Genomic DNA, 20,948 nt, shown 5'->3' on the forward strand with positions numbered 1-20,948 from the left:
GGCCAAAGAAGGGAGGGATGTTCGATGATCATCGCTACCAAATTACATATCCCCCGCCCGCGATCGGCGCTTGTTGCACGGCCGCGGCTCATCCATCGGCTGCATGAAGGATTGAACTGCGCGCTTACTGTCGTCACGGCGCCTGCCGGATACGGCAAAACGACGCTGCTTAGTGAGTGGGCGATGACCATGGACAGTCCCGTTGCTTGGGTATCGCTGGATCAGGGAGATAATCGCAGCATGTGCTTCTGGGCCCACACGATTGCAGCGCTAAAACAAGCTTGTCCGTCTTTTGATGAACACGCTGTTCTTCGTCATGCTGCGGAAGACGCATCGGGGGATTCACTGATTGCCGCGCTCGTTAATAGCATGCACCGTATATCGCAAACGATAGTACTTGTATGGGATGATTTTCATTATATCGAAGAACCCTTCATCCTGAAGGGAATCGTTTATCTGTTGGAACGTCTGCCGTCTCATGTTCATCTCTATATCGCAAGCCGAACCATTCCGCCGATTCCCCTTTCCAGAATAAGGGCAGGGAGCGGGCTGAACCGATTGGATGTAAGCGATCTCTGCTTCATACCGGAAGAAACATCCGAATTTTTCACGTTGTGTGGTGGGATGGAATTGTCCGCTGATGAAGCGATAGCCGTACAGGAACAGACCGAAGGATGGGCAGCCGCGATGAGGCTGGTGGTTTTGTCGTTGCACGAAAATGCCGATTCAGCCTCGATGATCCGAAAAATGACGGGAACGGAGCGTGATATTTCGGATTATTTCTTCGAAGAAGTGTTATCCCGGCAGCCTCAAACGCTGCAGCAATTTCTGCTCCGGACTTCGATATTGGCGCGGATGAATGGCGAACTGTGCAAGGCGGTTACTGGAATGGCCGAGAGCGATCTATATTTGCAGCAGTTGGAACAAATGAGCCTGTTCCTGGTGCCTTTGGACGAGCAGCGGGAATGGTACAGGTACCATTATCTGTTCCAGCAATTTTTGACCGCGCAGCTGAAAATACGGGAACCACTGCAATGGAAAATGCTGCATCTGGAAGCGGGAAAATGGCTGGAGGAGAACGGTTATCTTTATGAGGCGGTAGATCATTATTTGGCCGGGACAGGTTATGAGGAAGCGCTGACGTTGTTGGAAACCATTGCGCCTGCGTTAATGATTAATGAATGGACGACACTTTGCACATGGCTAAGCGCCATTCCCGACTCGCTGCTGTTTGCGAGGCCGATGCTGTTTTTGACCAAGCTAGCTTCCCAGTATATGTCCGGTCGCATTGAAGCAGCCACGGACGGGTATTGGTGGGCGGTACGCAGGCTGGAACAGAATACAGCTTCCCATCATTCTGATAAAGGCAAGACATTGCAAGCCGGACTGGCCTTTCTCGCCGCATTCCGCACATTTTTGGATCGGGATTTTGACTATGCTGTGCAATACTCGAAGGAGTATGTCGAAAGACATCCAGAAGGGGATTTCTTCATTGGGTTTGGAAGCGACAGGGATGGCTATCATCCGGTGTGGAATATCTATGTGTCGGATGACAGTCTTATATTGGCGGAACAGGTGTTGACTCCTTTGCTGTCGATTTGGTCGGCAAGCCGAAATGTGTATTTTATCGCTCATCTATGCATAGATTTAGGCAAATTGCAGTATGAACGCAATCGTCTGGATGAAGCGGAGAAGTATATGCGTCGAGCGTACGATACCGGAAGATCGCATGACAATACAAGCTTGGAGACGATCGCGGCACTTTGGCTTGCCCGCATTGCCGCCGTACAAAGAGACGAGGAGAGAGCAAATGCTATAGTTCAAGAATTAACCAAACAGCCGGTACTGAAGGCGAATCCCCATTTGTCAGGAAAAATCGCCTGGTTTCGGGCCATGCTGGGCAGGATGCAAGGAGAAGAGAAGCCTGTGCGACAATGGCTGAAAAGGAGCGGTTTACGGGCAAGCGATGAAATCCCGCTGACGATGATCAAGGAATATGAGCTGCTGGCCTCCCTGCTGACAGAGCAGGGGAAAACCGAAGAAGCTATGGCTTTAACCGATCGTATCCTCTGCATTGCGAGCAAAGCAGGACGGCAAAGCGACAGAATTCGTCTGCTCGTCAATAAGAGCCGGATTCTCGCTTTGAAAGGACAGGTTGCACCGAGTATGGATGTATTGGAAGAAGCGCTTGCCTTGGCATGGCCGGAAGGCTACGTTCGTACTTTTGTTGATGAAGGAGCGCCGCTAGGCCATTTATTGGCTCAATATCTCACATTGCGTCAAAGTCAGCAGCATCGCCCCGTCCGAAAGGTCCCTTTACCGTATGTGAAACGACTGCTGCGACTTATTTTTCCCATCGTAGGAGGGATGAGCGACCCGCTTTCGAAGGAAGGAAACATAGCTGTTCTAACCGCCAAAGAACAAGCTGTGCTTCGGCTGATGGAAAAGGGGTTGTCGAACAAAGAAATGGCGCTTCAGCTGAATGTTTCTTTGGCAACGATAAAAACGCATATTAACAATATCTATGGCAAATTACAGACCAAAGGCCGATTACAAGCGTTGGAACGTGCCAGAACACTAGAGTTGTTCTGATCCGTTCCTTTTTTTTGCCTAAATCGTCTCCACCCCCTATTTCAACCTTTTCGCTTGAGGCGACAAGTAGGGTTGATCACGAAAGAGTAGGAAATGTGTATAATCGCCTGGATGGAGCTTTTAGAAAGTAAAAAAGGAGGATTTGTATGAAATGAATCAGGGAAGAAACAAAGTCTGTCTCTTGATGCTGGCGATGTGGCTCGGCTTTACGGGACTGTTCCCCACCACGATCGTACAGGCCGCCGATGTTCCCTTTATTCAAGGAGCAGGTTATGAGCGAGGTGCTTATGATTACGAAGCGGCGCAGCCGACAGCCTTTAATTGGACGAGACAGTCCAGGTTTATGGGAAGCCCGGATCACGATGTGAACTGGTCGTTTGAAGCAGGAGATAAGATATATTCTACCCCTGCGATCGGGGCAGACGGCACGCTGTATGTCGGCTCGTATGATGGAAAGCTGTATGCGCTAAATTCAAAGACGGGCAAGCAGAAATGGGTGTTTGAGACAGGATGGGCCATCGCCTCATCGCCTGCCATCGGAGTAGACGGCACGATCTATATCGGTTCTGGCGATGGGAAGCTGTATGCATTGGATCCGAATGCGGCAGATGATGACGAACGAGAGAAATGGTCGTTTGCAACAGGGGATCGGATATATTCTTCTCCTGCGATTGGACAGGACGGTACCATTTATATTAGTTCGTATGATGGGAAATTGTACGCGCTGGATCCTGATGCTGATGATGACAAACGGGAGATATGGTCCTATGAAATAGGTGGCCATATTGATTCATCGCCTGCGGTCGGAGCAGATGGCACGATCTATGTCGGATCCGGCGATGGAATCTTCTATGCGCTGAACCCCAGTGCGGAGGATGATACCCATCGGTTGAAGTGGTCGTTTGAACCGGAGACGGCAGAAGATTGTTTGTGGATGATGGATGAACCGTGTTCGTTCTACTCATCGCCGGCGATCGGAGCAGACAGCGGCACAATCTATGTTGGTTCGGATGACGGATACGTGTATGCGCTGGATCCGAATGCCGATGATGATGAAAATCGGTTGAAGTGGTCCTATGAAACATGGGGATCGGTATCCTCATCGCCTGCGATTGGGAAGGACGGCACGGTCTATGTCGGTTCGTCTGATGGATCGTTATATGCGCTGGATCCTGATGCGGTTGATAAAGACAAACGGGAAAAGTGGTCGTTCGATACATCGATAAATACTTGGAGTATGATCGTTTCATCGCCTGTGGTTGGAGCAGACGGCACCATCTATATCGGTTCGATTGGCTGGTACGGGGACGGATCGTTATATGCGTTGGATCCGAATGCTGAGGATGATGACGAACGGGTAAAATGGTCGTTTTCAACAAAGAGAGAAATACGCTCATCGCCTGTGATCGGATCGGACGGTACGATATACATCGGGGCTGATGATTATAAGCTCTACGCCATTGGCACGAGATCAATAGCTGCTCCGAATAAAGCTGCAGCCGATGCCGGCGAAAATGGAGCAAGGCTCGCATGGGAAGCCGTTGACGGAGCTGTCGGCTATAGGGTTTATCACTATCAGGGTACAGCGGCTCCTGTTCAATCAGATCAGTGGGAGCTCGTCAATGAGGATGAGCTTATTACCGAAACAGAATATACTGTAAAAAGCCTGACGGCAGGGGAGTTGTATTGGTTTGCAATACAAGCAGTTGGCAAGGAAGGAACTGAAAGCGATTTATCGGAGCATGCATCCGCAACGCCGTACACGAACGTAGCGGAAGTAACAGCCCTTGCAACGATTCGGGCTGCCAAGGGCACGAAGCTGGAGGAACTGTCTTTGCCTGTTGGGGCGCAGGCTCGTCTGACCGACGGTTCTGAGCGCGATCTGCCTGTAAGCTGGGATTTGGTGAACACAGACTATGACCCAGAACAGGTGGGGAACTACACGGTTATAGGGGAGCTGCAGTTCCCAGGGCACATTCGTAATCCAAATTACTTGAATGCGGAACTGACGGTGAGCGTGCTGCCGAGCAATGATGCGAAGCTGCGCGATATTCAACTAAACGGGGAACGGCTGCAGGGCTTCAAGTCGGAAATTTACACTTACAATGTACGCTTTCCTTATCCAACAGAACAGATTACAGTGACGGCCGCAACATACGAGCCGGGAGCCGACTTTGAGATCGTCGGAGGAAATCTGCAGCGATTGCAGGTTGGAAGCAACCCGATTGAAATTATCGTCACAGCGGAAAATGGAGACATACAGCGGTACATGGTCAATGTGATCAGAGAACCGGATACGGCAGCCCCCGTCTGGCCGTCTGGCAGCGAACTGACCGTCTCGGACATTACTCAGACGAGTGTGAAACTAACGTGGCCTTCGACACAAGATGATTTTGCAGTTATCGGATATCGTCTATATCTGAATGGTGATAAAAAAGTAGATCAAGTAAGCGGCCATTATGAATACTCGGTTACGGAAAGCGTCTATACGTACACGATGACAAATCTATCTCCAAATACGAACTACCGCTTTACCGTCAAAGCCTATGATTCTGCGGGGAATGGAAGTGAACCTGGGTTAAGCAAGACAGCTGCGACACTTCCGAATGCAGCCTCTGGCGTCGGTGATTCAGGTGGAGGCTCGGCAGGCGTCGGCTGGTATTTATCCCGTAACGCCAACTTGAAGACGCTGGAAGTATGGGCGGACGGCAAACGTGTTTCTTTAACGCCATCGTTTAAAGCGGATACCTTGTCTTATACAGCCAAGACGGAAGCGAAGCAAATCAAGGTGAAAGCATCTGCCGAGCACTCAGCGGCCAAAATGACATGGCAGGATCAAGCGTTAGGCGATGGCATTAAAATCGACTTGCAGGAAGGGGTTAATGTCATTTCGTTGAACGTTCAGGCGGAGGATGGTACCCGCAAGACGTATACGCTCTCTATTGAGCGAAAATCATCCCAACCTGCTGAACCTGAAACGTCAGCGATCTCGTTTAACGACATCTCCGGACATTGGGGAGAAAGCTATATCAAACGCGCAGCGTCGGAAGGCTTCATTAGCGGTTATCCAGACGGCATGTTCAAACCGAACAGCCCGCTTACCCGCGCCGAGTTTGCAGTCATGCTGGCAGGCGCTTTAAAATTGGAAGGCGCCGCTCCCGCACTTGCGTTCACCGATTATGATCAAATCGGTGCATGGGCGAATGGGGCCGTTGCGCAAGCAGTGCAGGCGGGCATCATCAGCGGATATGAAGATGGGAGCTTCCGTCCGAACGCTCGCATCACCCGTGCAGAAATGGCAGCGATGATCGCTCGAACACTCAAACTGCAGCCTTACACTGATGAGGCAACCGGCTTTGCTGATGACGGGGCGATTCCTCAGTGGGCCAAAGGCGCGGTAGAGGCAATCCGCGAACTTGGCCTCGTGGCTGGCCGCGGCGGGAACCGTTTTGTACCAAACGACACGGCGACCCGTATGGAAGCGACGGTGACTGTACTCCGAATGCTAGAGCTTAAATAAATGTATTGAGCGGGTTTGCGCGGCTGCGCAGAACTCGCTCTTTTTTGTGTGCAGTTGACCGGAGATGTTTGCGTTAATTCAACGGACTGTTTTGGTTGAAAGCGATAAGGCGTGGATTTGTGCTAAACGCTTGACAAAGCAAAGCAAAAAGAATATATACTAAGTAGTAAGTGATAAGTAGTAAGTAGTAAGTGATAAGTAGTAACCGATAATTCCTCATACAAAGTAAACATCAGCGAAGAAAAAATGATGATTAGGAGAGGATTACTATGACAGATCTAAAATTAGCCCAAAGCTTCTCAATGATAGCGCTAAATGCGCAGAGAAGTCTTGAGATGACTACTGCAAAGAAGGTGGCTCTCCGTTGCATAGCTGCAGCGGTAATTCTAGAGGTTTACTTAGACAACGCTTTTACACAAACTAAGAATAAATTAGTTCTGAAAAAAGATGTACTTGAGCAATCTCATACAATGCCCTATCAGGAATTCATTTTGAAATCCTTCGTTCACCATAATGCTAGGGGATCGGGTGATTTGAATTCGTGGCTGAAAAAGGCCTCCAGGCTTTCCGCAACAAAATTAAAAAAGTTTGAACGCGCAATATCAGATTCTCTAAAGGAATTGAGCTTACTTGAGGAAATACCTCATATTTTGGGGTGCGACCTGTATTTTGATTCTGCAGGCGTTAATATCAAAGAATATCGCAGCGATATTCAGGAATATTCCAGGATTTCAGAGAATATTCGAGCAGAGATTCTAGAGGATGGTACGGTAACAGATGAGACAATTTGTATGATTTGGCTTCTTCGTGAAAGTGGATGCATGCATGATTTTTTCTCGCGGAATGAGCTGGAAAAGGTAGCTGCCCGAATGTATGAATTATATCAAAGTGCTCCACTGGCTAGAGCCGTGTATCCAATCCGAATCCAACGCGGCATCGAATTAGCAATAAAACAATTTTTCCGTATAAAAAAAGGGGTAGTAAAGACACAAGTAGGCAGCGGTTTGAATTTTCTTTTTCCCATCCTTGAACGCTCACAGGCTATTTTCATTGACCTGGAGGCAATGTTTTCTAACCCAACTAAAAGGCTGCATGATGTAAGGGCGCGGTTAGAGTCTAAGGGCCATACGGTTGCAGTGTTACAGGAGGGGCAGATTCCGACAATTAAAGTAGATAATATTGTGTATGAAGCGATTCCGCATGCCACTTACGGGAGAGTGCCAATCCATGGTGTGCGTCTAATCCCGAAGCCCCAAATTTAAAGGAGTCCGGTAATCATGTCGAGACAGCGTTCCATGGAGACCATATTGGCATCTGAGTTTGTAACTATAGGTGAATTAGTGCGGCTTACGGATTCTCGCTATAGTACACTAAAATTTTACACAGAAGAGGGGATGCTGCCTTTTACACAGGCGGAAGAGAATCTGACACGCCGATATAAAAGAGAGGAAACCGTCGCGCGCATTCATTTAATTAAAAAACTGAGATCAGACGGTTTATCTGTCCCGCAAATTAAAGAAGCTCTCAACATGGATAAATGAGCACTTTATTGGGGGCTATCCCACTTTGTTTGTTGGATGTATAATCATGGAAGAAGCTTAATCAGCAAATGACCTAGCCTAAGATAAGAGTTATCTAGGCTGGGTCATTTTCGTGAATGCAAGAACGATAGGTGACATTCCCAGGAACAAAATACATAGGCATAATTAGGAGGTTCTATGAAGCGAACAATTATGATTAGCGATATTCATGGATGCATTGATGAGTTTAATCAGATGCTGCAGCTGATCGAATACAATTCTGTAAGTGATCAATTAATCCTGCTTGGCGATTATGTAGATAGAGGGCCTAATAGTAAAGATGTAGTAGATAAAGTTATCGAACTCGTAAAGAGGAATAATGCAATTGCTTTACGAGGTAACCATGATCAACGGTTAGTTGATTTGATCAATAGCGATAGCACTTTGGTTAGATCAAAGTTTTTAAAATATGGGGGAATTCAAACCCTTCAAAGCTACTGTGATATTTATAATGAAATCACTGATGAGATACTCACCCTAGCAATAGAAACGATTAAGACTCATTTCGGTCACCACATTGATTTTTTAGATAAATTGCCTTTGTATCATGAAGACAAGGATCACATTTATGTTCATGCCGGTTTGAATCCCAATTATATCGATTGGAAGAAGCAACCGGAAACGGACTTCATGTATATTCGAGATGAATTCATTCAATCTAGTTTTGATCTAAACCAAAAAATCATTTTTGGACATACAAGGACAATTGATATCCATGGAACATCCGACATATGGTTCAGTGAGGACAAGATAGGGATTGATGGAGGATGTGCATATGGCATGCAATTAAATGGCTTAATTTTTTGTGATGGACTCTATACAACAGAACAAATAAAGAGGCGTTAAAGTGATTAACGATGAGGTGGCATTTCCACAACCAATAATAAATAAGGGGAGCGGGGGAACAAGTTGATCCATTTTTGGCTTTCTTTAATCATGGTAGTTGTCAGTATTCCTGGTATCATTCTAATGAGTGTTCACTCGAGCAAATTATTATCTGAAAAACCTGAAAATGAGTCCGTATCCAAACGAACTTTATTCATGCTTGTTACATTACAAACCTTGATTATAGTTGCCTTAGCCTCTGCTTCTGGGGCATATTTGGGCCCGAAAGTTGGACTTGGTGATTCATTTATAGAAGGAATTATCAATAACGAGTTCAATATGCAGTCCTTGTTAGAGCAAGTGACTTGGGGGCTCGTTGGGGGAATAATTTGTTCTTTGGTCTGGATGTTCAGCTATTATGTCATAATAAGACCCAAATTAGATGCTGAAACGGTGCGGATCTCTGAAATACTGAGAAATCGATTAGGGTTATGGACAAGAATAACTTCTGGGGGAATTGTTGAAGAAGTATTGTTTAGATGGGGTTTATTAAGCCTGGTTGCATGGGGGTTGTCGTTCATAATCTCATCCCCAGTTTTGGTTTTCTGGTTGAGTATTGTGATCACGGGCTTATTATTTGGTTGGCTTCATCTACCAGCCAATATCCAGGAAGGCTGCAAGCCATCCGTATGGTTTGTTGCTACAGCATTGCTCGGAAACCTATGGGTCTCTTTGTTCTGCGGATATCTTTTCTGGCAATATGGCATTCTTTCTGCATTTATTGTCCATATCCTTTTTCATGTATTATGGTATCCGTTAGATATGAGGAGCTACAAACATCACTTGATTGCTACTCGAAGTTAGCATCTGCGTGATTTATGCTGCAGCTTAAATAGAATTGAAAGGTGCCTGCATTTTTATGAATGATATAGCTGACTATTTGGAAAATCTGCCTACATTGAAAGAGCCTATAAGATGGGGAAATATATCAAGCCAATTCAAATTAGGCAAGGTATACAATGAAGCTTTGGTGAGTAATGTAAGTATTATCCCGTTTGTTGGGTCAAAGTGTGTTGTAATACAATTAGATGATAGTCGGTGGGAGTTGCCTGGTGGAACCTTGGAACCGGGGGAGAATTATTTGGAATGTTTAGGAAGGGAAGTGCTTGAGGAATTAGGTGCGGAATTAAGTAATTTTGAAGTATTTGGGTATTTTGATTGTTTTTCGAGTGCAGGGGAGCCATATCGGCCTCACATACCTCATCCTAACTTTATTAGATTGGTTGGCTTGGGAGAAGTAAGAATAGTTTCGGAGCCCCTAAATCCAATCGGTGGCGAGAAGGTTGTTGCAGTAGAAGCGGTTAGTATCGACGAGGCGGTCAAAAGATTTGAAGCCATCGATCGATTCGACATCGCTGATCTGTATAAGCTTGCTTATAGGATAAAAGCTGATTTTTGAGCCTGTTAACCTGGCTTGTCTTTCCTGCCGAAAACGAGTGTTATCACGATGAAATGAATGGGATCAGGATGAGTAGTGTGAAGATTTGATTACGAAGCTGCTTAAGCTCTATGATGGCGCATATCGTAGTTGGTATATTGGAGAAGTTTAGCGGACAAGGAATTGGCCACAAGCTATTTGTTGAACATTGGAGAAAAACAACCTGCATTACTAGACTGGAACTAACTGTAATGGCTAATTATGATGGCAGGCCGGCCTACTTCTTTTTCATGCAGGTAAGAAGCGCTATAATGAACGTGCCGAATATGACTTAGGGCAGGATAACGCGAAGTTATCCTGCCCTTTTATGCTTTGCGCGCGCGCATTGCCATCAACCGCAAGCAATCAATAAATCCGATAGTTCCCGCTCAACGCCAGCAGGCTGAAGAAGTACAGGCAGTTGTCGTAATAGCGGCGATCACCGGTGCGAAGCGGCGTGTTCCAGAACAGGCGGACGAAATGCTCTGCGTCCGGGTCGTCGGCAGCGAGGGAAGCCATTGCGTTGGTTGCCAGAAGTCCGATCGGATGCAGCGCCGGCTCGTCGAAGGGTTTCCCGTCAATGGTATATCGGCGGTAGTCGGATACCTCGATGTTCCGGAAAAACGCCTGAATCCGATTAGACTGCTCGACTTGCCACGGATCCTTGCGGAACCATATCCAATCCAGGCCGATATTGGCGGCCACCCGGTAAGAATCGCTGAAGAAATGACGGAAGTCGCCATGCCGCTGCGGCTCTGCCGGGGTTCCGTCGAAATTTGCGTATTCCGGAGCAAGGCCGGTTTTCGGGTGGCATGCCGTATGCAGGTAAGCGCGGCTGGCCTTGGCAGCCTCCCGCCAAAACGCTGCGTCCCGCTCGTCGGCCAGCAGGGCGAACAAGTCGTAAAAATGAGGGAGGTGATATGACGGATCGCTAAACGCAGATTCCGGTATGAACTTGATCAGCTTCGTTTCCGGATCCCACATCGGATCGCCTTCGCCGTTCTCCCCCTGATGCAAGCATGCCCTCAAAATTGTACGTGCCTGCTCGGAATAGTTATAGGGTTCAGGCCCGTCTCCCCAACGGCTTGCTGCAAAAAATAAGGCCATTGCGAAAAACTCCTCCCCGTCTGGCGCGGGACCCTGGGAGATGCGAGTGCCGTCAGGCTTGCAATGCCAGGCGAAGTAGTTGGCGTAACGGCCTTCCTTATGCTGCATAAACGTCTTTGAGAAGTTCCACAGCCGGTCAAACTCTTCTTTCTTGTTCATTTGCACGGCCATCATCATCCCGTAAGACATGCCTTCCGTCCGCACGTCCAGGTTGCCAGTATCGAGAATGTAGCCTTTATCGCCGCCCAACGGATGGTAGATCCGCACATCTGGCTCCCCATAGAACAGATCGATCCAGGCCTGTTCCAGCTTGGCTTCGATGTCTGCTTCGGTATAGCCGAGCTCCTTGAACAGGTTCCTATATTCTTTGGTATAAAAAGCACCGAGTTGGCTCGCAGACATATAAACAACCTCCATTTATATGAGTTTGCTATATCATAGCACAACAGAAGGTGAGTAAATTAAAGCGCTTTCCCCAAAAATATTAGTATTTCTCTTTACAAGACGGATAATTATTGTTCCTCGTCCCGTTTCTTTATTTGATTGCCTAATTTCCCAAGAAGAGTAATGAGTCCATACAAAAAAAGAACCAACAGAAATTCTGTTTGAATATTTCCAATCTCTACACCGCTCACCCACTGGTCGATCCAATAAATCATTCCTCCAAAAAGAATGATCAGCAAAACTTCCTGAATCACCATGCCTCCAAACTTAAAGCTATCTTTAAATAGATGCCTTCGTAAACTGTCTAAAATGGAGCCAATTACGCTTAACGCACCTGTCCCCAGCATCAAAAGTACGGTAAAGGCAAATACCGAAGACGTGGAAGAAATCCGAATATCCATAAAATCCAGACTTTTTAAAGAATAAACGGCAAATATAAGGATAGCAACCAATATAAGAATTATTGCGGTTAGAACAAGAAGCAATAGAGCGCGTTCCTTCAGGCTATTTTTATTCAAAACATGCACCTCCGAGAGATAGTTATCGCCTGTTTGACAACTGGATGTATAATGATGGAAAGATTACAACTCAGCAGTAATGGGTTGTTAAAGGCTTAGGGATAATGAAATGAATAGAAATAGAGATGAAGGAATTAAACAGATGAATTAGAAAAACATGTTATAAAAATAACCAAAACCTGAAAGGAAATAAAAAATGACATTACTTTTTATGATTGTTCTTGTCATCGGAATAGCAGGAATTATTGGAAACCAATATGCAGGACTAAGAAGGATGGATAATATTCAGAAGTCATTAGATGATCTAAATCAGAGTCTTAAATTCCTAATGGAGAAGGAAAAATAAAGACCAAACTAATATTGGTTAATTGAATATCCAATGTCATCTTTATGCTAGAAGCATCGGCCAGATCCGCACTACAACGCCTTGTGAATAGTGCAGCACTGGAGGTACTTGCTCTACAACTATGTTTTGGGCTAAAAGAACAGTGTTCTCACGAATTTCAGCTTCCGCTCGCTGCAGAGGCCAAGGCCGATGTAGAATGTCGCAGCGCAGAACACGCCCCTTGGCATTGGTCGTGTAGAAGCAATACCTTTCGGTCAACCACTCATCGAAGGAGCCCCTCGCAGCCAGGAAGGGCTTGGAAGTGGGGCAGTAGCTGCAATCGAGGCGGATTGCAGTGTCTTTCTTCCGGCGGCTTTTAAAGGTTATTGAATCCCCGTTCCGCTGTATATCTATGTTGGCGTGAGAATAAGGCAGGTAACAAAATTTCTGCGCAAAAGCAACCATGGGCAAATTCGTTGCATCCAGGCTAAAAAAATAGACGCCTGGTTTACCGTTAATCGTTACATAGGTTCGAACATTGAGTTCGGGAAAGGTGGAGGATACCGGCATACCCCGAAAACGAACTCCCTCCATATGAAAAGGAACAATACCGATCCATCCCCAGCCATCGTAAGAGTCGAGGGTGAGCACTTCAGGCACTAGCTTCTGCAAAGCATCGATCTGGATTGGGTAATGGATGAACAGCGCATTGTTCCAGGTTTGCTTCATGACCCAGGGCAGCTTTGGGAGAGGCCAAGGACGATGGCTGGCTGCCCAGGTTTTTTTGTTAACCTTCTCTGACATCAGGAATCAACCTCTCTTTAGATATCGCCGATCTTTTATGTAAATCGTTACCATCATAACATACGGATACTCCCGGCAAAAAAAACTGCCAACTCCACTCGGATCATTCTAAGTATAAAAAAATCAAGACTAACCGCTATTTAGCTGTTATCTTGATTTTTTTACTTTAATAACTATTCGAATTGATTGTCAGTTTGGTTTAAGCATTTAGACTTTCTGCTTTCCACGCTTGTCTTCCGTGGATTTTTTTCATTACAAATCTTGCTATCGGCTGTGCAATCAATATTTCGTCCAAAATACCAAACTTACAATAGGCCCTGCAACTGGAGAGCAAGCGCCTTAGCCTGAGATAGATATTTAAGCTACTGATTGACAGATATTTATAAGTGTTTAATAATGTACTTATACAACAAGTACACTATTAAACACTAGGGAGGGCATTTGTGGAAATTATCATTAGTAGTAATACAAGTAAACCCATTTACGAACAAATCACTTCCCAAATAAAGGCCAAAATCATGAGCGGTGAATTACAGACAGGGGATCTTATTCCTTCCATGCGTTCATTAGCAAAATCACTCCATGTAAGTGTGATTACGGTTCAAAAGGCTTATGAAGACTTGCAGCGGGATGGATTTATTGAAACGACCGTTGGACGCGGCAGCTTCGTATCTGCTCAAAACAGAGATTTTATTCAGGAAGAACAGCAACGTAGAGCCGAGGAGCATTTACGTGAGGCTGCAGAAATAGGAAGATCAAGCGGTATTTCGGTTGAGAAGCTTGTCGAATTATTAAAACTGTTCTATCAGGAGGAAGATTGAGCATGCATACCCATGCTTTAGAATTAAGGGGTGTGACAAAAACATATCCCAACTTCACATTAGACAACGTATCCTTTTGCGTGCCGAAGGGTAGTATCGTAGGCTTAATCGGTGAGAATGGAGCTGGCAAAAGCACCACGATCAACGCCATTTTGGATTTGATTCAAAAGAATGCCGGAACAGTGACCTTTTGGGGAAAAGAGTTATCTGCGGATCCAAAGCAGCTTAAAGAAGATATAGGCGTAGTTTTCGATGGCATTCATTTTTATGAAACACTCACGCCAGCAAAAGTCGGCAAAATTTCAGCGCATGCTTACCAACAATGGGATTCTGCAGTATTCAACAGCTACTTAAGTAAATTTCAATTGCCGCTGGACAAAAAAATAAAAACCTTTTCCAAGGGGATGAAAATGAAGCTTGGTATTGCAGTTGCTCTATCCCATCATCCCAAAATCTTGATTTTGGATGAAGCCACTAGTGGGCTTGACCCGGTGATGCGAGACGATATATTAGATGTTTTTCTGGATTTTGTTCAAGATGAACATCATTCTATCCTTATGTCCTCGCATATTACAACTGACCTGGAAAAGGTAGCAGACTACATCACTTTTATTCACCAAGGCAAAATCGTCTTTAGTAAGCAAAAAGATGAGCTTATTTACAACTATGGTGTTATCCGTTGCGGCGCAGCCATGTTTGATGCCATTAACAAGAACGATATTTTGGCCTTCCGGAAGCGTGATTTTCAATGGGATGTTTTAGTGGCAGACAAGGAAAAGGCTCGTCGGACATACAAAAATGCAATCGTTGATGATGCTTCCATAGATGATATTCTGTTGCTCTATGTGAAGGGGGAGCGAGTGGGATGAAAAGCTTGATATGGAAAGATTTATATAACATCGGACATAACATATGGTCAATGGTGTTCATGCTCGTTGTGTTTGTTTTTATATTGGTTCCGCAAAACGGACCTATCAGTTATATTATTACTTCCGGCATTTTATGTGGAATGATGGTGATTACGACATTCGCATTTGATGACCATGCAAAATGGACGAAATATGCGATGATCATGCCACTGACTAGGAAAGACATTGTACGGAGCAAATTTATCGTATTATTAATTTTTTCAATCATCGGCGTTGTTTCGGGAACGATTTTAGGTGTAGCAGGCGGAGCGATATTTAAAAAAATTGATCTTACGAGCATGAACGATTGGATGAGCTTGCTGGTTGCAGCTGGCATAGGATTAGTTATATCTTGCTTCTTCGGATGTTTGATCATTCCACTGCTTTTTAAATATGGTGCGGAAAAAGCACGTGCTCTGTCTCTTGTTGCTTTTGTAATCCCCGTACTAATCTTCCTTGGGATATATTACCTGCTGTTGATGGCGGGGATTGTTTTAGATGATACTATGGTTTTGATTGTCATAAGTATTTCCCCAGTAGTGGTTCTGTTATGGGCTCTGCTGATGTATAAAGTCAGTTATGGCATATTTAGACGTCAGGAATTTTAAAGAATAAGGTGTTCTGACCGCTTCCGTCCTAAGCAAAAGCGTAGTAGCTGCTATAAAGCAATTGGGAATCGTAAGCGGGCGGCACAGTAATTTGTTTACTCCGAACGATACGATCATGAGGGCCGTCCTTTAGACGGTCTATTTCTCTTTTGGCCCGATGCGACGGAGAAGTGCAGCTATCATTAAAAAATCTCTATCGTCCCTTGTTGATCAGTTGTATAATCATGTTAGAAAACAGAAAACTCAGACAACAAACGACCCAGCCTAAGATTAAGAACGATCTAAGGCTGGGTCGTTTCGTAAAAGCAAGGACATTACACTCAAATCATACCGATCTAAAGAATCTCTTGAAGATCGTGGATTAAGTATGTATAAGAAATTTCCTTTGGGAGTGTATCTGTGGAAAAAGCACATGAATTTTTATTTGAACGATTCGAGCATCGAGAATCGATTATTTTTGTAATAAAAGATACGAGCAAGAATATGATCAGTGGGTTTACGCAATTATACCCTGTCTTTTCTTAATTTCTTTGGAGAGATCTCTCATATTAAACGACTTATATGTACTTGAAGAATATAGGAAGCAAGGTTTTTATATGAACGAAATGGATATGTGAAAGACCAACAAAAGAAAACTAATCTAGCGAGGAAGAGTGAAATGAACCTATTAATTCGAGAAATAAATGAAAATGATCCAGCCATTATTTCAAATGCTTTTTTAGAACAAGGCTGGGTTAAGCCCAAAGATCAATTTGAAGGATATATTATAGAACAAAGAAATGGAGAACGAGTGACATTAATAGCTGAAATTGACGGTACATTTGCTGGTTATGTGAATGTACTGTGGAACTCATATTACCAAGCGTTCAGGGAACATAACGTTCCTGAAATAAATGATTTTAACATTCTTATAAAATATCGTGGACTGGGGATAGGATCAAAATTAATGGATAGGGCTGAGGAGATGATCAAGGAGCGATCTCCGGTTGCTGGAATTGGAGTGGGCCTTTTTGCTGATTATGGTATTGCTCAGGCGCTATATGTAAAACGCGGTTATATCCCGGACGGGAAAGGGATACATAATGGACAACGCTATATTAGCTCTGGGGATACAGTAGTCATAGATGATGATGTTGTTCTTTATTTTACAAAGAAATTATCAGACTAACATTTGAATGCAATGCTTCGAAATCGGGAACATCGTACTTATTCCGTATGGCAGCAGCCCCGGTTATTCGTACCAAAATCTACGAAGCAGAGTATGTCGGAGGAGTTACTATGGAGATAGAATTGGCAACCGAGAAAGATTATAAGTACATTGTTGAAAGGGACAAACATATTCCTGAGGCACTTGTAAGAACGAAGATTAAAGAAAAGGAGATTTTCATACTCAAAGATACAGACCAAGAAATAGGTTGGATGAGATACGGTTATTTCTGGGACAGCATTCCTTTTATGAACATGTTATTTATTGAAGAAGCATATAGAGGGCAAGGGATCGGTAAGAAAATGGTACTCTATTGGGAAGAAATAATGCGTCAAAGAGGATTTACTCTAGTCATGACGTCAACACAATCGAATGAAGAAGCGCAGCATTTTTACAGGAAGATGGGATATCGTGATGCTGGATGTCTACTATTAGACACTCAACCTCTAGAAGTAATTTTAGTAAAAAATCTATGAAAGGGGTCTGATCATTCCTGCAAAGAGGGTACTGACATGAGATCACAAGCGATCCAAATAAAAGGAGTGTATATGATGGAGATTACTTACAAGGACAGTAAAGACATCAAACCGGAGGATATTTCAAGAGTATTTATGACATCAGGGATTAAGAGACCGTATCAAGATTTGGACAGATTAGAGCGAATGCTCCAGAATTCAGACATTGTAATTACAGCCTGGCAGGATGAAAAGATGATAGGAATTGCTCGGGCATTAACGGATTATTCGTATTGTTGTTACCTTTCGGATTTAGCTGTTGATTTGGATTACCAGAAACGTGGTATAGGCCAAAAATTAATTAACATGGTTAGGGAAAAAATCGGAGAAGAGTCTTCGTTAGTTTTACTCTCTGCCCCAGGAGCAGTGAACTATTATCCAAAGGTAGGATTTGCTCATAACGATAGAGCGTTTGTAATTGCAAGAGCGAAATAATAGTTATTGGGCAGATATAGTATGAATTGAAGTGGAAAGATTTTTTTCGATTAATTTTTCATTGTGGTGCCAAGGTAACAAGTATCGAAGTAACAAGTAATTAAGCAAGGCCATTTTGTAATCATTTGTAATACTAATTCGTGTACGGAAGGTGCAAGTTTACCCCTCTAAGATCAAAAGAGGCCCATACAATGGCGTATGGGCCTCTTAACCTTGGTTGTTCTGGAGAAAATGGTGGCTTAGGTAATTGGGATTTGGATAGGTTCGGACAAAGTGGAGGAATAAAGTGAGCTATCCGACCAAATAATAGCGTTGAAGACAAAGTATAGAGGACACTGCATGAGCGTTCTACAGCGTTTCTTTACTTTGAATGGGGATTACTCAGCCGCCAATGGAAGTGCATTGTGAAATGAGAAATAAGATTGTACCCCTGAGCCGCAAGGGTTTAGGGGTACAATCCTCTAAATGCAGATACCAAATTACATGCTTAGAGGTGAACGAAAAGTGGATAAAGTAAAAACGGATCTTTGGCGGAAAGGCGACTGGGCTGCATACTTCGGCCTGCTGGCCAACAACTTGACTAACCTTTTGACCATGAGCTCGCTGCTGCTGTTTGTGGTTGGATTTCCTAAAGAGATGGTATATGGCAGAATCGTTCCTGCGTTCGGACTATCCATCTTTATCGCCAGTGTATGTTATTTCTGGTTTGCAATCCAGCTTGCCAAGAAAACGGGAAGAAGCGACGTGACCGCCCTTCCATCGGGCCCCAGCGCGCCATCCATCTTCACAGTTACCTTCCTGGTTATCCTGCCTGTCTTTAAAACGACGAACAATGCCGAGTTCGCATTTCAAATCGGGCTGGTGTGGTGTTTGTTTGAAGCGGCTATTCTCATCGTGGGAGCGTTCCTCGGTGACACCATCCGCCGCTTGGTGCCAAGAACCGTCCTGTTGTCCACCTTGGGCGGCTTGGGGCTCTTATTGCTTGCAATGAATCCGATGCTGCAGGCGTTTGAAACACCGATTGTCGCATTTGTGGTGTTGATCATTATCTTCATTAACTGGTTCGGTAAATCACCGATCTTCAAAAGAATTCCAACGGGATTCCTGCTGCTGCTCGTGGGTACGGCCTTAGCTTGGATCTTCGGCTTGCAGAACCCTGAAGCGGTATCCGCTGCGCTGGGCACGATAGGCTTTAACCCGCCAGAAGTGCATGTGACCAGCTTGATCCAAGGCATTCCGAATGCGCTGCCGTACCTTGCATCTGCGGTACCGCTTGGACTGGCAAACTATGTGTTTGATCTAGAGAATATCGAGGCCGCACATGCCGCGGGGGATCCCTATAGAACTCGCCGTGTCATGCTGGCTAACGGAATCTCTTCCAGTGTCGGGGCATTCTGCGGAAATCCGTATCCAGTAACGGTTTACATCGGACATACCGGCTGGAAGTCTATGGGAGCAGGTATCGGTTATTCGATCGCCACGGGTGTTTCGATGCTGGTCATTGCCCTGTTCGGACTTGGAGCATTGCTGCTATCTGTCATACCGGTCGTCGCGATCGTACCGATCCTGGTCTATGTCGGTATCGTATCCGCCAATCAGGCTGTAAGGGAAACGCCGAAAATGGAGGTTCCCGTCGTCTTTATTGCCTTGTTCCCATGGATTGCCAACTGGGCATTGACGATGGCCAATAATATATTTAGCGCGGCAGGCACCGATGCAGCGAGCGTTGGCATCGATGTGCTTCTTTCGAAGGGCGTGTATTACAACGGTTTGTTCCATCTTGGCAATGGCGCGCCTCTGAGCAGCTTGCTGTGGGGCATGCTTACCATATTCGCCATACAGGACAAACCGCTCAGCGGCATGATTGCCGCATGCATGGCCTCCTTGCTGTCCTTGTTCGGTATTATCCATTCGGCCATGGTCGAATTCGCGAATCCGGGGGTAATGCCGTTCGTATGGGCCTATCTTATGATTGCCGCGATCTTTGCATATAAATATTTTACAGATCGCAATACTTCGAAGCTCGAAGAACCGGCCAACGCGAAGTAAAAAAGGAGTGAGTACGACATGGATCAACAATTAAATCAAAACCTTATTTATGCAAGCGAACAAGGCGACTTGCCCTCCGTTGAACAGCTTTTAAGAGAAGGGGCGAGCGTGGAATATAAAGATGCGGGCGGTCGAACCGCGCTGATGGCGGCCGTGCAAAAAAACCAAATCCCCGTCGCAAAGCGGTTAATTGAAGCGAAAAGCGATGTCAACGCCAGAGACGTCACCCAGTTGACCCCGTATTTGTGTGCGGGTGCTAACGGTTTTCATGAAATCTTGAAGCTAACGATAGCAGCAGGGGCCGATATCAAGAGCGTAAACCGTTTCGGAGGAACCGCATTGCTGCCCTCCAGTGAGAAGGGATATTTAAGAACCGTTCGGGTTTGCCTGGACAGCGGCATTGCGGTGAATCACATAAACGACCTGGGCTGGTCGGCCTTGCTGGAAGCCGTCATTCTGGGCAATGGCGGCCGTTTGTACTCCGATATCATTGAACTGCTGGTCGCGGCGGGAGCCGATCCCCATCTAGAGGATCGGGACGGAAAGTCGTCACTGGAGCATGCGCAAGCGATGGGCCAGACGGAAGTAGTCAAGATCTTGCAGAACGAAAGCAGAGGGCAGCACGATGCGATTCTACAGGCAAAAGAGCTGATTAGAACGGATAACTATGAGGAAGCGCTCGGAATCATGGATGAGGCGCTCGGCAAGGAAAGCAACAATGCCGATTTGATCTATTACAAAGGGTACTTCTTAAGCGAGCTGAAGCGTTACGGCGAAGCGCTTGAACAGTATCGCAAAGCACTTGCGCTGAATCCGAACGATCTCGACTTTTATTTCTACACCGCGAATACGCTACGAATGATGAGAAAGCCGGAAGAGGCGCTTGCCGAATACGATAAAGCCGTGGAGCTCGATCCAAAGAGAACCTTTTACAGATACCACAAATCCAATTACTTAAGAGAATTGGGAAGACATGAAGCCGCTGTGGAAGAAATGGACAAGCTGCTGACGCAGCAGCCGCATCGCTACGATTTCTCTTTTCATAAAGCAAACAGCCTGCGATCCTTGGGTAGACATCAAGAAGCAATTGATGCGATCGAGAATGCCATTAAGCACGATCCGACTAATCCGTTGTATCAAAAGCATAAAGCCCAATCGCAAGAGCTGCTGGACAAGGTATAAGGCGAATATGTCTAACCGAGCGGTATTCGGT

19 protein-coding genes are annotated in these 20,948 nt (G+C 45.4%); 16 read left to right on the forward strand and 3 right to left on the reverse strand.

Annotation, left to right across the window (positions count from 1 at the left end):
* Window positions 1–24: 24 nt before the first annotated feature.
* The 7 genes from ACE3MQ_RS14230 to ACE3MQ_RS14260 all read left to right on the forward strand — a co-directional run bounded on the left by ACE3MQ_RS14230 (window position 25) and on the right by ACE3MQ_RS14260 (window position 9,976).
* Complete coding sequence (locus ACE3MQ_RS14230; protein WP_379393669.1) at window positions 25–2,592, forward strand: LuxR C-terminal-related transcriptional regulator; 2,568 nt, start codon at window positions 25–27, stop codon at window positions 2,590–2,592.
* A 151-nt stretch (window positions 2,593–2,743) separates the two neighbouring features.
* Entirely contained in the window at window positions 2,744–6,112 is a 3,369-nt protein-coding gene (locus tag ACE3MQ_RS14235; RefSeq protein WP_379393671.1) for an S-layer homology domain-containing protein, read from the forward strand.
* A 269-nt stretch (window positions 6,113–6,381) separates the two neighbouring features.
* A complete protein-coding gene (locus ACE3MQ_RS14240; RefSeq protein WP_379393673.1) occupies window positions 6,382–7,374 on the forward strand; it encodes a hypothetical protein in 993 nt (330 codons plus the stop codon).
* A gap of 15 nt (window positions 7,375–7,389) precedes the next feature.
* The gene (locus ACE3MQ_RS14245; RefSeq protein WP_379393675.1) at window positions 7,390–7,653 is read left to right on the forward strand and encodes a helix-turn-helix domain-containing protein; all 264 of its coding nucleotides are present in this window, start codon (window positions 7,390–7,392) and stop codon (window positions 7,651–7,653) included.
* Window positions 7,654–7,830: 177 nt separating this feature from the next.
* A complete protein-coding gene (locus ACE3MQ_RS14250) occupies window positions 7,831–8,538 on the forward strand; it encodes a metallophosphoesterase family protein (RefSeq protein ID WP_379393677.1) in 708 nt (235 codons plus the stop codon).
* A 63-nt stretch (window positions 8,539–8,601) separates the two neighbouring features.
* Window positions 8,602–9,381, forward strand: a complete 780-nt coding sequence (locus ACE3MQ_RS14255; protein WP_379393679.1) for a CPBP family intramembrane glutamic endopeptidase — start codon at window positions 8,602–8,604, stop codon at window positions 9,379–9,381.
* A 55-nt stretch (window positions 9,382–9,436) separates the two neighbouring features.
* A complete protein-coding gene (locus ACE3MQ_RS14260) occupies window positions 9,437–9,976 on the forward strand; it encodes an NUDIX hydrolase (RefSeq protein WP_379393681.1) in 540 nt (179 codons plus the stop codon).
* A gap of 384 nt (window positions 9,977–10,360) precedes the next feature.
* Here ACE3MQ_RS14260 and ACE3MQ_RS14265 read toward each other — a convergent pair whose 3' ends face one another.
* The 3 genes from ACE3MQ_RS14265 to ACE3MQ_RS14275 all read right to left on the reverse strand — a co-directional run bounded on the left by ACE3MQ_RS14265 (window position 10,361) and on the right by ACE3MQ_RS14275 (window position 13,192).
* Window positions 10,361–11,503: a glycosyl hydrolase family 8 gene (locus tag ACE3MQ_RS14265; protein WP_379393683.1), complete on the reverse strand. Its 1,143-nt coding sequence runs from the start codon at window positions 11,501–11,503 to the stop codon at window positions 10,361–10,363.
* A gap of 110 nt (window positions 11,504–11,613) precedes the next feature.
* Window positions 11,614–12,063: a hypothetical protein gene (locus ACE3MQ_RS14270; RefSeq protein WP_379393685.1), complete on the reverse strand. Its 450-nt coding sequence runs from the start codon at window positions 12,061–12,063 to the stop codon at window positions 11,614–11,616.
* A 388-nt stretch (window positions 12,064–12,451) separates the two neighbouring features.
* Entirely contained in the window at window positions 12,452–13,192 is a 741-nt protein-coding gene (locus ACE3MQ_RS14275) for a YqjF family protein (RefSeq protein WP_379393687.1), read from the reverse strand.
* 443 nt (window positions 13,193–13,635) lie between these two features.
* On the opposite strand from ACE3MQ_RS14275, the gene ACE3MQ_RS14280 reads away from it, so the two are divergent.
* The 9 genes from ACE3MQ_RS14280 (at window position 13,636) to ACE3MQ_RS14320 (ending at window position 20,917) form a co-directional block, all read left to right on the forward strand.
* Entirely contained in the window at window positions 13,636–14,013 is a 378-nt protein-coding gene (locus ACE3MQ_RS14280; RefSeq protein WP_110930270.1) for a GntR family transcriptional regulator, read from the forward strand.
* Between the two features lie 2 nt (window positions 14,014–14,015).
* Complete coding sequence (locus ACE3MQ_RS14285; RefSeq protein WP_379393689.1) at window positions 14,016–14,882, forward strand: ABC transporter ATP-binding protein; 867 nt, start codon at window positions 14,016–14,018, stop codon at window positions 14,880–14,882.
* Entirely contained in the window at window positions 14,879–15,529 is a 651-nt protein-coding gene (locus tag ACE3MQ_RS14290; protein ID WP_379393691.1) for an ABC-2 transporter permease, read from the forward strand. Before ACE3MQ_RS14285 ends, ACE3MQ_RS14290 begins: the two co-directional genes overlap by 4 nt.
* A 13-nt stretch (window positions 15,530–15,542) precedes the next feature.
* A complete protein-coding gene (locus ACE3MQ_RS14295; RefSeq protein ID WP_379394076.1) occupies window positions 15,543–15,662 on the forward strand; it encodes an S-layer homology domain-containing protein in 120 nt (39 codons plus the stop codon).
* A gap of 525 nt (window positions 15,663–16,187) precedes the next feature.
* On the forward strand, window positions 16,188–16,697 hold the full coding sequence (locus tag ACE3MQ_RS14300) for a GNAT family N-acetyltransferase (RefSeq protein ID WP_379393693.1): 510 nt from the start codon (window positions 16,188–16,190) through the stop codon (window positions 16,695–16,697).
* A 110-nt stretch (window positions 16,698–16,807) separates the two neighbouring features.
* On the forward strand, window positions 16,808–17,212 hold the full coding sequence (locus ACE3MQ_RS14305; protein WP_379393695.1) for a GNAT family N-acetyltransferase: 405 nt from the start codon (window positions 16,808–16,810) through the stop codon (window positions 17,210–17,212).
* Between the two features lie 75 nt (window positions 17,213–17,287).
* Window positions 17,288–17,686 carry a GNAT family N-acetyltransferase gene (locus ACE3MQ_RS14310; RefSeq protein ID WP_379394078.1) on the forward strand — a complete coding sequence of 133 codons (399 nt, stop codon included), beginning with the start codon at window positions 17,288–17,290 and terminating at the stop codon, window positions 17,684–17,686.
* A 504-nt stretch (window positions 17,687–18,190) separates the two neighbouring features.
* Window positions 18,191–19,735: a xanthine permease gene (locus ACE3MQ_RS14315; RefSeq protein WP_379393697.1), complete on the forward strand. Its 1,545-nt coding sequence runs from the start codon at window positions 18,191–18,193 to the stop codon at window positions 19,733–19,735.
* A gap of 18 nt (window positions 19,736–19,753) precedes the next feature.
* Complete coding sequence (locus tag ACE3MQ_RS14320; protein WP_379393699.1) at window positions 19,754–20,917, forward strand: ankyrin repeat domain-containing protein; 1,164 nt, start codon at window positions 19,754–19,756, stop codon at window positions 20,915–20,917.
* The last annotated feature ends 31 nt before the right edge of the window (window positions 20,918–20,948 follow it).

The organism is Paenibacillus lentus (assembly GCF_042714055.1).
GTDB lineage: Bacteria > Bacillota > Bacilli > Paenibacillales > Paenibacillaceae > Fontibacillus > Fontibacillus lentus_A.